The sequence below is a fragment of the Campylobacter sp. RM5063 genome (assembly GCF_024723655.1).
Lineage (GTDB): Bacteria > Campylobacterota > Campylobacteria > Campylobacterales > Campylobacteraceae > Campylobacter_D > Campylobacter_D lari_D.
In genome coordinates this window covers 24270-36558 of the sequence record NZ_JANQDA010000001.1, presented here as the reverse complement: position 1 = coordinate 36558, position 12289 = coordinate 24270, and the positions used below count along the sequence as shown (strand labels likewise).

At 32.3% G+C, this 12289-nt stretch carries 13 protein-coding genes; 11 read left to right on the top strand and 2 right to left on the bottom strand.

Annotation, left to right across the window (positions count from 1 at the left end; genetic code table 11):
- The first annotated feature begins 6 nt into the window (after positions 1-6).
- The 5 genes from hisA (at position 7) to flgE (ending at position 5753) form a co-directional block, all read left to right on the top strand.
- Positions 7-738, top strand: a complete 732-nt coding sequence (hisA, locus tag CAMP5063_RS00205) for a 1-(5-phosphoribosyl)-5-[(5-phosphoribosylamino)methylideneamino]imidazole-4-carboxamide isomerase (RefSeq protein ID WP_337194589.1) — start codon at positions 7-9, stop codon at positions 736-738.
- Entirely contained in the window at positions 723-1688 is a 966-nt protein-coding gene (locus tag CAMP5063_RS00200) for an HTH domain-containing protein (RefSeq protein ID WP_047207868.1), read from the top strand. The genes hisA and CAMP5063_RS00200 overlap by 16 nt, the downstream gene beginning before the upstream one ends.
- Complete coding sequence (hisF, locus tag CAMP5063_RS00195; RefSeq protein ID WP_337194588.1) at positions 1689-2456, top strand: imidazole glycerol phosphate synthase subunit HisF; 768 nt, start codon at positions 1689-1691, stop codon at positions 2454-2456.
- 11 nt (positions 2457-2467) lie between these two features.
- On the top strand, positions 2468-3094 hold the full coding sequence (gene hisIE, locus CAMP5063_RS00190) for a bifunctional phosphoribosyl-AMP cyclohydrolase/phosphoribosyl-ATP diphosphatase HisIE (protein WP_133319155.1): 627 nt from the start codon (positions 2468-2470) through the stop codon (positions 3092-3094).
- A 223-nt stretch (positions 3095-3317) separates the two neighbouring features.
- On the top strand, positions 3318-5753 hold the full coding sequence (gene flgE / locus CAMP5063_RS00185; RefSeq protein ID WP_337194587.1) for a flagellar hook protein FlgE: 2436 nt from the start codon (positions 3318-3320) through the stop codon (positions 5751-5753).
- Between the two features lie 166 nt (positions 5754-5919).
- Here the strand turns inward: flgE and CAMP5063_RS00180 are convergent, their stop codons facing one another.
- Entirely contained in the window at positions 5920-6501 is a 582-nt protein-coding gene (locus CAMP5063_RS00180) for a zeta toxin family protein (protein ID WP_337194586.1), read from the bottom strand.
- A 133-nt stretch (positions 6502-6634) separates the two neighbouring features.
- Positions 6635-7876, bottom strand: coding sequence for a multidrug effflux MFS transporter (locus CAMP5063_RS00175; protein ID WP_337194585.1), 1242 nt, complete (start codon positions 7874-7876; stop codon positions 6635-6637).
- Positions 7877-7998: 122 nt separating this feature from the next.
- Between CAMP5063_RS00175 and CAMP5063_RS00170 the strand changes: the two genes are divergently transcribed.
- The 6 genes from CAMP5063_RS00170 to CAMP5063_RS00145 are packed head-to-tail and all read left to right on the top strand — an operon-like array spanning position 7999 to position 12288.
- Positions 7999-8268: an iron-sulfur cluster biogenesis protein NfuA gene (locus CAMP5063_RS00170; protein WP_039619526.1), complete on the top strand. Its 270-nt coding sequence runs from the start codon at positions 7999-8001 to the stop codon at positions 8266-8268.
- On the top strand, positions 8255-8794 hold the full coding sequence (locus CAMP5063_RS00165; RefSeq protein ID WP_263662675.1) for a histidine kinase: 540 nt from the start codon (positions 8255-8257) through the stop codon (positions 8792-8794). Before CAMP5063_RS00170 ends, CAMP5063_RS00165 begins: the two co-directional genes overlap by 14 nt.
- Complete coding sequence (locus CAMP5063_RS00160) at positions 8778-10061, top strand: UDP-N-acetylmuramoyl-L-alanyl-D-glutamate--2,6-diaminopimelate ligase (protein WP_337194584.1); 1284 nt, start codon at positions 8778-8780, stop codon at positions 10059-10061. The genes CAMP5063_RS00165 and CAMP5063_RS00160 overlap by 17 nt, the downstream gene beginning before the upstream one ends.
- Positions 10062-10367, top strand: coding sequence for a YbaB/EbfC family nucleoid-associated protein (locus CAMP5063_RS00155; protein WP_039667857.1), 306 nt, complete (start codon positions 10062-10064; stop codon positions 10365-10367).
- On the top strand, positions 10364-11443 hold the full coding sequence (locus tag CAMP5063_RS00150; protein WP_263662673.1) for a PDZ domain-containing protein: 1080 nt from the start codon (positions 10364-10366) through the stop codon (positions 11441-11443). Before CAMP5063_RS00155 ends, CAMP5063_RS00150 begins: the two co-directional genes overlap by 4 nt.
- Positions 11443-12288, top strand: a complete 846-nt coding sequence (locus tag CAMP5063_RS00145) for a polyprenyl synthetase family protein (protein ID WP_263661464.1) — start codon at positions 11443-11445, stop codon at positions 12286-12288. Before CAMP5063_RS00150 ends, CAMP5063_RS00145 begins: the two co-directional genes overlap by 1 nt.
- Position 12289 lies beyond the last annotated feature (1 nt).

The window sequence follows — 12289 nt, the reverse complement described above, 5'->3', positions numbered from 1 at the left end:
GTAAAAATGCAAACTCAAATCATTCCGGCATTAGACTTAATAGATGGCAAAGTAGTAAGGCTTTATAAAGGAGATTATGCTAAAAAGCAAGAATACAGCTTTGATCCTTTGGCTAAATTTCAAGAGTATGAGGCTCAAGGTGTTGCTTGGCTTCATTTGGTGGATTTAAGTGGTGCAAAAGATCCTAGCAAAAGACAACTAAAACTCATAGAAAACCTAGCTTCTAAGATTAGAGTAAATCTTCAAGTAGGTGGAGGAATTCGCACTAAAGATGAAGTTAAAGCTTTGTTTGATAGCGGTGTTAAACGCGTAGTTATAGGCTCTTTAGCGGTTAAAAATAAGCCCCTTACACAAGAGCTTTTAAATGAATTTGGCGTAGAAAGTATAGTCTTAGCGCTTGATAGTATTTGCGTTAAAGATGAGTTTTTTGTGGCTGTTGATGCATGGAGTAAAACAAGCGATGAGAGTTTGTTTGGGCTTTTAAATTTTTATAAAGATGTAAAACATATCTTATGCACAGATATTTCTAAAGATGGCACGATGAGTGGAGCAAACATCACTTTATACAAAGCTTTGCATGAGAAATTTCCACATTTGCAAACCCAAGCAAGTGGAGGTGTGGCGAGCTTAGAAGATTTTAAAAAGCTAAATAGCATAGTAAGTGGTATCATCGTAGGTAAAGCCTTGCTTGATAAAGAATTTAGCATAAAGGAGGCAATGAGATGTCTAATAAACTAACTTATAAGGATTTGATTTTAGAAGTTTTAAAACATGCTAAAAAACCTTTAGGAGTAAATGAAATTTGGAAAGAAGCTTGTGATAAAGGCTTAGATAAAAAGCTTCCTAGTGTAGGACAAACACCCATAGCTACATTGGGTGCTAGAATTTATGTGGATATAAAAGAATTTCAAGAAAATTCTCTATTTATTAAAATAACAAAAAAACCTACTACATTTTGGTTAAGAGAAAGACAAAATGAGCTTTTGAATATTGATTTTTCAAATCAAACTGAAAAAGACTTAGAAAAACAAGAAAAAAACAAATTTTATGAAAGGGATTTGCATCCTTTACTTGTAAAATACTTATATGAAAATTCTGATTTTAGATTAAATTGCAAAACAATCTATCATGAAAAAAGCAAAAAAAGCGAAAGCGGTAAAGATAAATGGAACTATCCTGATGTAGTGGGGGTATATTTTCCCTATGATGATTATCAAAAAGAAACATTAGGACTTTTGGAAGGTCTTAAACAAAACAGCTATAAAATATTTTCTTTTGAACTTAAAATAGGTATTAATTTTTCAAATTTAAAAGAATATTATTTTCAAGCTGTTAGTAATTCTAGTTGGGCAAATGAGGGTTACTTGGTAGTATTAAAAGAAATCGATAGTGAGGTTTTAAGTGAGCTTAGAAGGCTTAATCAAAGTTTTGGTATAGGTGTAATAAAGCTTGATAGTGAAGATATTTTAAATTCAAAAATTCTTCTTAATGCAAAAGAAAAAGAACTAGATATACAAACCATAGATATGCTTGTAGAAAAAAATGAAAATTTCAAAGATTTTATTGATGATATTAATAAACAAATAAAAGTTGGGGTAGAGGTAAAAATTCATGCAAAATTTGATGAGGTTAAGAATGATGATCAAATGCAAAAATATCTTAAAGAAAAGTGTATTTTGGAGAAATAAATGCTTACAAAACGCATAATTGCATGTTTAGATGTAAAAGATGGTAGAGTAGTTAAAGGGGTGCAGTTTAAAAATCATGAAGATATGGGAGATGTTATAGAACTTGCTAAATTTTACTCACAAAATGGCATTGATGAGCTTGTATTTTATGATATTACAGCTTCAGCCAAGAATGAGCGTATCAATAGAGCTTGGGTAAGCAAAGTAGCACAAAATATCTCTATACCATTTTGCGTTGCAGGAGGTATAAAAAGCGAAGATGACGCAAAAGAACTTTTAGCAAATGGTGCTGATAAAATTTCTATTAATTCCCCTGCTTTAAATGATCCTGATTTAATCTCACGCCTTGCAAAAAGCTTTGGAGTTCAATGCGTAGTCGTAGGCATAGATACTTTTAAAGATGAAAACAACGAGCTTTTAGTATATAAATATACCGGAGATGAGAGCAAATCTCATCATAGTGGTAAAAAAACACTAGAGTGGGTAAAGCAAGTATGCGAGCTAGGAGCTGGCGAAATCGTGCTAAATATGATGAATCAAGATGGCATGAGAAAGGGTTATGATCTAGATCAACTTGCTAAAGTTAGACAAATTTGTCCTGTGCCTTTAGTGGCAAGCGGTGGCGCAGGAACTAAAGAGCATTTTTTGGACGCTTTTAAACTTGGTGTTGATGGAGCTTTAGCAGCTTCAGTGTTTCATAAAAAACTTATAGATATTAAAGAATTAAAACTATTTTTAAAAGATCAAGGTATACAAATTCGTATTTAAAAGGAAAAACTATGGGTATAAATGAAGAAGAATTTATAAAAAGCATAAATTGGCAAAAGGTAAATAACCTTATCCCCGTGATAATCCAAGATTATCATTCTTGTGAAGTTTTAATGCAAGGTTTTATGAATGAACAAGCTCTAAGAGAGAGTTTTAAGCACCAAAAGGTTGTATTTTACTCACGCACTAAAGAGCGTTTGTGGATGAAAGGTGAGCAAAGCGGGAATTTCTTGCATATCATAGATATGGGACTTGATTGTGATAGAGATTGTATTTTAATCCTTGTAAAAGCTCAAGGCGCTACTTGTCATACAGGCGATACTTCTTGTTTTGAAACGCTTTCTAAAAAAGCTGATTTTGTATTTTTATCGCGTCTTGAAAGACTTATCAACTCACGCAAAAACACTTGTGCAAGCTCTTCTTACACGGCTGAACTTTTTTCAAAAGGCACTAAACGCATAGCACAAAAAGTAGGTGAAGAAGGCGTTGAAACCGCTTTGGCTGCTACTATTAAAGATAAAGATGAGTTGATAAATGAAGCTGCTGATTTACTTTATCATTTAGAAGTGTTATTAGCTGATGCGGATTTGAGTTTAAATGATGTGATTGCTAAATTAAAAGAAAGAAATAAAAGTTAAGCGTGATTTCTCACGCTTAATTAAGCAATATTTTTGAAAAGATTCACTGACTATATCGAGTAATTTTAAAAAAACTTTACACATTAAAATCTAATTTTTGATTTATTTTCTACTTTTTAATTTCATTTTATTTACATTTTTGGAACACTTATTGCTTTGTCTTGGCTAAGCAATAGTAGATTGTGAAGTAATCACAAAGCAATATTTTTTAAAGGATTTAATTATGATGAGATCTCTTTGGGCTGGGGTTTCAGGACTCCAAGCACACCAATACGCAATGGATGTAGAAGGTAATAACATAGCCAATGTTAATACATTTGGTTTTAAATATTCTCGTGCGGATTTCTCAACGCTTATGAGTCAAACTTCTAAGATAGCTACAGCTCCAGATGGCAACCTAGGTGGTAAAAACCCTATGCAAGTTGGACTTGGTGCAGGTGTAAATTCTACTACTAGAATTCACTCTCAAGGTAATATCCAAACTACAGATAAAAACACCGATATGGCTATCAATGGTGATGGATTTTTCATCGTTTCAAATGATGGTGGCACTACGCAGTTTTTTACCCGTGCAGGGGACTTTAAAACAGACGCAGTAGGAAATTTCGTAGATAATAACGGCTACACGGTTCAAGGCTGGAATTATAATCAAGAAACAGGTCAAATTGACTCTTCAACTTCAGTGCAAGATATAGTTATCCCACCTGGTATGAGTATGCCTGCTAGAGCAAGTACTTCAGTAAGCCTTACAGCAAATTTAGATAGTGGTAATACTTTAGGTATGAATGCTTCTGCTAAGCGTCCTATCTATGCACTAGATTCTTTACATGGTGGTAGAAAAGATACAGGAACGACGATAGATGAGAATGATACTGGCCATACCGAGTTTTATACTACTTCTAAAAGTGGAGCCCAAGTAACCGAAAAAGGTGTAGATATGGGCGTGGTATTTAATGCTCAAGGCGAGGGCTTAAACCTAAGAGATGGACAAGGTATATGGGTAAGTTATGCAGATGCGAAGCATACTTCAAATGTTGCTATTACGGATATGCCAACAGATAGGACTCAATTGCAAAATGGAAATTATACTTTTTGGGGTTTAAAAGATGGAGAAACAGTTCATAATGCTAAATTAGACATAACTATAAATGGTGTAAATATTACCGCTGAAGGTATGGGTAGAGATGTATTTTTAAATGCTATCAATGCTAAGACAGCTGAAACTGGTGTAGTAGCTTCGGTAGTAGATGGCAAAATCACTTTTACTAATGATAATAGCACAGGAACTACGGCAAAATCTAAAAATTTAAATATTACTATAAATGAAGGTAACACAGCTGGTTCTATGGTGACCGTAAATACTGCTGCTGGTGATTTGAATCAAATTATTACTGCTGAAGGTGAAGATGCAAATAGAAGAGCTTGGCTTGGGACAGAAGAAGATGGAGCTGTTAAAACAAATGTTCAAGTGGTGACAGCTCATGAATATATTTATAGTAAAAATAATGTAGATATAGGAGAAAATCCCAATCCTGCTGCTCAACCACCGAATAATGCTAATATGCCTACTATGAATGGTAGAAGAGTTTTCCATACCACTGAAGATTTGAGAGAGCTTTTACAAAGAGATGCCAGATGGGGTGTAGATTATGATGGCGATGGTTCTTTGGAAAATGCAAATACTAATGGGCAAATAGGTCAAGATGCAAACCCTTTAGTAGAAGTAGTAGTTGAAAGTGATGGTAGATTTAAAATAACAAATCCTACAGGCGGGAAAGACATGACTTTTAAAGTTACAGGTTTTTCAGATGAGGTAAATAAAATCGCTACTAATGATAAATTCACAGCGATGTTTAGTGCCTTAGATGGAAATTTCAACGCAGGTAATAATGAAAAATATTCTCAAGACATGTATCTTTCAGCTCATACTGCTAGTATAGAAATCTTTGACTCATTAGGAACTAGACATGAGCTAACCGTGCAATTTACTAAACAAACTAAAACAGCAGATGGTGGGGCTGAATGGTCTATCATCATTTCAGTGCCTGAACCTGCAGAGATTAATTTTAGTGGTGATGGTGCTCCGGGAAATATAGTAGTAGGAAATTTAAGATTTGGTAATGATGGCTCACTACAAAGCTATACACCAAATGTATTAAATTTTACCGGAAACAACGGCTCAAAACCTGATCAAGTTATAAAACTTGACTTTGGAACAACAGGTGGTTTTGATGGTTTAACAAGCTATGATAAAGACTCATCTACTACTAAACAAGAAACAGATGGTTACACAGGGGGTAATCTAAAGCCAGATGCATTAAGAACTGATGAGAATGGTTATATCTATGGAGAATTTACAAATGGTAAAACTCTAGCTCTAGCTAAGGTTGCTCTAGCTACTTTCCCAAATAATATGGGTCTTGAAGAAATGGGTAATAACCTTTATAAAGCGACAGCAAACTCAGGAACAGCTACTATAGGCCATGCAGGCGAAGGTGGTAGAGGGGGCTTAAAAGGTTCAGCCATAGAAATGTCGAATGTGGATTTAAGTCGTGCATTAACAGAGCTTATCGTAATCCAAAGGGGTTATCAAGCAAACTCAAAAACGATTACCACAAGTGATCAGCTTTTAAATACTTTGCTTCAATTAAAACAATAATCTTAACCCAAGGTTTTAAAACCTTGGGATCAAGCTTTACAAGGTTATCGAGGTAGCCTTGTAATACTTGATAGCCTTGAAGCCTTCAATCTATTGCTAACTCACTTCTTTCTTGCCTTAAGGAGTGAGTAGCATGATTTGCATATCGACAAGTTAAAATAAAAATTTATAAACTTGGATTTTTAAAATTTATCATTAATGGTTCTAGCCATTTGGTAGTTTCAAATACTTCTAGCTTGTTGTTTTTAAATTCTAAGAGTTTTTTATAATTTTGAGTATTGTCAAAAATAGTAATGCGATTACAGAATTTGGCAACGGTGTTAAAATTTTGTAAAGACTCGTAGTATCTTTTTTCTATAAGTTCTTCTTTTATATCATGCCCGCCTTTAGCTACGCGAATTTTAACTCTTTGTTTTGCTGTGTTTGGAGAGTCTAGTCCGATGTAGTAAAGATTTATAGTGTAAGAATTTTTTTGTAGCTTTTTGAATAAAGATAAAATGCTAGTGCCACAAAGTGTGGTTTCTTGGTTAAAATCATAAGCTTTTTTAATATAGTTTTCACGCATTTTAATGGCTATCCTTGAAGCTCTAAATTGATCTTCTCTATTTTTCCAATCACCAAAGCTACTTACGATTTCATCGATGTTGATTCTAAGTCCAAAGTCTTTGTTTTTTTCAAGTTCATTATAATATAAGGTAGTTTTTCCACATCCATTAACACCTGCAAAAATAGTAGCTATTTTTTTCATTAATAAAGCCTTTATTTTATTGATTGATGAGAAATTTTAACATAAATTGTTTATAAGTGTTTTGAAAATAAATATAAAGTTTTTTGAAAAAGGTTCGATATAGTCAGTGAATCTTTTCAAAAATATTGCTTAATTAAGCGTGAGAAATCACGCTTAACTTCTTTTTGATTTTATTTAACTTTCTTTTATTAATCAAACTTAGATAAGAAATCAAAGATAAAAATGTGCAAGTTCCTAAAATAAGTGATAAAAATATAGGTGTATTAGCATTTAAAAGACTTACTAAAAATGCCATTACTCCCGCCATAGCAAATTGTGCTGCACCTAAGAGTGCTGAAGCACTGCCTGCATTTTGTTTTGATCTTGCCATGGCTAAGGTTGTGGTATTTGGCAGGATAAAACCCAAACTTGCTATGATAAAACACAAAGGAATTTCAAAAGCCCAAAAACCTAGCTCAAAAGTTGCACCCAAAATGAGTAAAAAAGTTAAAAAAGTAATCACCATAAGCGCTCTAGGGAGTATATAATAAGGAGAAAATCTAAGGACTAATCTTGCATTGATATTTGCACATATAACAAAGCTTAGAGCATGAGCTCCAAAAAGGGCTGCGTATTGTTGCTCGCTTAATTCAAAAACGCGTGTAAAAACAAAAGATGAGCCGGTTAAATAAGCAAAAAAACCTGCAAATATTAAATTTCCACAAAGCAAATATACTACAAAACGGCGATCTTTTAAAACTTTTTTGTAACTTTTTGTAACCTCTTTGTGATTGAATTTTTTTCCTTTGGTGTTGTGATTACTTTCTTTTAGAACAAAAATAACAAGTAAAAATAAAATAAAGCCTAAGATAAACAATGTCAAAAATATACTACGCCAAGAAAAAAATTCAAGTAAAATTCCACCAAAAGTAGGAGAAAGCATAGGCGCTAAAGAAGTAAAGACCATCATTAAAGCATAAACTCCTGCTGCTTCTTTAAGCTCAAAAACATCATTTACTATAGCTCTTGCTACGACTACACCCACGCAACCTCCTAAAGCTTCAAAAAAACGCAAAGCTATAAAAGCATGAATGGAATCAACTAAAACACAAGCAATACTTGAAGAAATAAAAATAAAAAGTCCTATATATAAAGGTTTTTTTCTGCCATATACATCACTTAATGGTCCATATAAAAGCTGACCTAAAGAAAAGGCGATGAAAAAACTTGCAAGAGAAAGTTGAGTGTAAAAAGAATTTGTTTGAAAGCTTTTTTCTACTTCATTTAAAGCAGGTAAATACATATCAGTTGAAAGTGGTGCTATGGCAGATAAAAAGCCTAGTATGATAATGAGTTTGAGTTTTTCAAAACCTTTTATTTGGGTGTGTTTTTGCATAAAATTTCCTAAAGTCTTTTTACCATTGTATAGCAAAAAGTCTAAAATAAACAATAATTTACATTTTTTAAAGGCAAATAAGATAAAATTAAACTAAAAATAATCAAGGAAAAATTATGAATATGCCTTTTAGTGATGAGGAATTAATCGAACCTGTAAAAGCCAGTCTAGCTAAAACTATGCATATTTTAGAAAATGATGGCGGAGGGCTTGATTTTTTGGGTGTGAAAAATGGTGTAGTTTATGTGAAGCTAACCGGAGCTTGTCATGGCTGCCCAGCTAGTGGGACGACTTTGAAATATGGCTTGGAAAAACAACTTAAAATCGATATACATCCAGATATTACTATAGTAAATTTAGCAGGTGGGGAAAGCGAATTTGCAAAATTATAAAAAAATAGCCATAGAATGTTTTTACAAAAAAGATTTTAAAAATGCTAAGATGTATTTTTCTCTTGCTTATGAAAAGCGTAAAAATAAGAGACTTTTAACTTTTATTAATATTTGTGATTTGGCTTTAAGAAGCCCTGAAGAAGCTTTTGTTTTTTTTGAATTTTTTATGCAAAATTATAAAAATACTAAAGTAGATAAAGACTTAGAAAAACTCATTAATCTTAGCCAAAGTGTGCAGTTTGAAGAAGATAGCGAAGATTTTGAGGGCTTGAGTTATCAAGATTTTTTACTTAGCGAAGCAAAAGTTGGGTTTAAACAAGCCTTAGAAAATGTTATAATATCTAATAAACTTATTATTAATGATAAAGAAGATTTTGTGGATTTTTTAGAAAAGCTTTTAGAACATGGTTATAAAGATATGCTCGTAGCTTATATGGAAGATGTTTCAGCGCATTTTTATTCTAATTATAGATTTATTAAGCTTAGTGAGAAAATCAAGGAATTAAATTATGATAGTAAAGATTGAAAATACTTTCATTTGTGATAATTCTAATGAATGCGAAAAAGATTGTTTTTTCTTAAAAACTACTCAAAATGAAAAATTTCTTCATCAAGCTTTAGAAAAACAAGCAAAAGTTATTGGCATTGGCGAATGCAAGAAGCTTTTAAATATAGATGAAAATATTAAAATCATAGGCATTACAGGCACAAATGGCAAGACAACTACTGCGGGGGCTATTTACTCTATCTTGCTTGATTTAGGTTATAAATGTGCTTTAATGGGAACTAGGGGTAGTTTTATAAATGATAAAAATATCACTCCAAAAGGCTTAACTACTGCTCCTATTTTACAAACCTTAGAGCTTTTATCTTTAGCAAGTAAGGAAAAATGTGAATTTTTGATTATGGAAGTAAGCTCGCATGCTTTGGTGCAAAATCGCATTGAAGGGCTTGAGTTTAAGGCTAAAATTTTTACTAATATCACTCAAGATCATTTAGATTTTCATGGGGATTTTCAAAACTACCAAGCGGCAAAAGAAAGTTTTTTTACCGATGAGTGTATGAAATTTATCAACAAAGATGCAAAAGCTATAAATTTTAATGTCAAAGGTGCTTTTACTTATGGAGTGGAAAATCCAAGTTATTACCACATTAAAGCTTATGCTTTAAAAAATGGCATTGAAGCTGTGGTAAATTTTGGTAAAGAAACTTTTATGATTGATTCTTCTTTGGTGGGGCTTTTTAATCTTTATAATCTTTTGGCTACAAGTGCTTGTGTAAATGAACTTGTTAAGCCAAATTTAAAAGAGCTTGAAAAGGCTATTAGTAATTTTGGTGGCATTGAGGGTAGAATGCAAGTGGTTGCAAAAGATGTGATTGTAGATTTTGCTCATACGCCCGATGGCATAGAAAAAGTTTTAGATGCTTTAAAATATCGTGATTTGATTGTAGTTTTTGGAGCAGGGGGAGATAGAGATAAAACTAAGCGTCCGTTAATGGCTAAAGTTGCCAAACACTATGCTAAAAAACTCATCATCACAAGTGATAATCCGCGTTCAGAAGAGCCAATGGATATAATTAATGATATTTTAAATGGTATAGAAAAAGATGAGAGTATTTTTGTAGAATGTGATAGAAAAGAAGCGATCAAAAAAGCATTAGAGCTTAAAACAAAAGATGATTTTGTAGTGATTTTGGGTAAGGGCGATGAGACTTATCAAGAAATCAAGGGTGTAAAATATCCTTTTAATGATAAAGAAGTAGTATTAGAGATATTAAAAGAAGGAAAATAAATGTTTGAAAATATGGATTTTTCTAAAATGGGCGAGCTTTTAACTAAGGCTCAAGAAAAAGCAAATGAATTAGAGCAAGAAGCTTTAAAAAAAGAATTTAGTGCAAAAAGCGGTGGTGGTTTAGTAAAAGTTAGTGCTAATGGAAAAGGTGAAATCATCGATATAAACATTGATGATTCTTTGTTAGAAGATAAAGAGTCTATGCAAATTTTATTAATAGCAGCGATTAATGATGTGATGAAAATGGTAGAACAAAATAAAAAATCAATGGCTAGTAATTTATTTAGCGGAATGGGAATGCTATGAGAATTTTACTTTGTATTTTGGGTGTAGTTTGCACACTTTTTGCTGTGCCAAGACCGACTTTTAATGATTTTTTGGGTTGTTATGAAAAAAATAAAGCTAGTATGTTGATTTATGAGGGCTTACCTGCCTTTGCTTTAAATGAAAATACTTTAGCAGTAGTTAAAACTAAAAACGCGAAATTAAACAGCTATACTAAATATGATCCCTTTTTAAATTTGTATTTAGTAAAAACAGATTTTAGTTTAATTCCTGCACCTATGGGAAATGAAGAAGATTTAACACGCAATAGTTGGGTGGGAATTTTAGATAGCAATAAAAGCTATATAGGACATTTGAAGTATTTTGGGCAAAGTTTGACAGAGCGTGATCAACTTGACTTTGCTTCTAAAATCGGAGAACTTAACTCGCCGTGTTGTAAAATGCTTGGTATAAGTTTAGAAGATGGCAAACTTATAGGTAATCGTTATTTAAAACACTTTGCAAAATATCCTGATGCTTATTGGGGTGATATAGGTGTGGATTTTGATATGCGTGATGGCAAAATTTATGTTAAAAATGTGCGTAAAAATGGACAATTTTTACTTAATGATGAGCTTGTGAGTGTTGATGGACAAGCTTATGATGATTTAAGAAAACTAAATGAAAAAATTTTATTTGCTGATCGCGGTGCAACTTTATACTTTAATGTATTAAGAGATAATAAAGATGTTAATATCTCCACTATGGTTTTTGATAAAGACTTGGGTGCATTTGCTAAGCCTAAAAAAGTGGTTCAAGCTAAGCCAAGTTCTTTTTATAGTAATCTAGGATTGCGCGTAGATATGAAAATGAATGTTACAGAAGTTACTCCAAATTCTAAAGCACAAATGGCTGGATTTTTAAAAGGGGATAAAATTTTAAGAATTAATAATCAAAAAATCAACAATTTTAATGAACTTCAAGCTGTTTTAGCTCAAGCTAATACTTTTGATATTCTAGTCTCAAGACAAGCAAGCAATATCCCTTCAGCGAAAAATAATGACTTTGAGCATTTTAATAAAGGATACTTTGACTTTTTTATAAGGCTAAATAAGTGATTTTAGAAAAATTCAAACAGCATTTAGAGCAAAATTTTCCTAAAACTCAAAGTTTTCATCCATTTTTTAATGAAGCATTAAAATGGATGTTAGAAGCTGGTGGGAAGCATTTTAGAGCCCAACTGCTTTTGGGTATAGTTAATGCTAAAAATCCTGCTTTGTTTGAAAAGGCTTTAAATGCAGCTTTGGCTTTGGAATTTATCCACACTTACTCTTTAATACATGATGATTTGCCCGCTATGGATGATGCTTCTTTGCGTAGAGGAAAGCAAACTTTACACAAAAAATATGATGAAACTACGGCTATTTTAGTGGGCGATGCTTTAAATACTCAAGCTTTTTTACTTCTGTCTAAGCTTAATTTAAAAGAAAATGTTAGATTGAAACTCATAGAAACTTTAGCATTTAATGCAGGGCTTGGCGGTATGATTATCGGGCAAGCTATTGATTGTTATTTTGAAGATATGCCTTTAAATTTAGAGCAAGTTGAGTTTTTGCACATTCATAAAACTGCAAGATTGATTGCAGCGGCTTTAAAAATGGGTTGTGAAATTTGTGAGTTAGATGAAAAAGAATGCGAGCAAATTTATGAAATAGGACTTTTGATAGGATTAGTTTTTCAAATTAAAGATGACATTATCGATGCGACTTTAGATACTCAAGAAGCAGGAAAGCCAACTCATAATGATTTGCATAAAAATTCTTTTGTTAAACTTTTAGGTTTAGAAGGTGCTAAAAAGGCAAAAGATGATAAAATTGCTTTATGTGAAGAAAAAATGAAAAATTTAGACTCTAAGCTTGCTAATGAGCTTCAAATTTTGATTGATAAATATTTAAAAGGTTAAA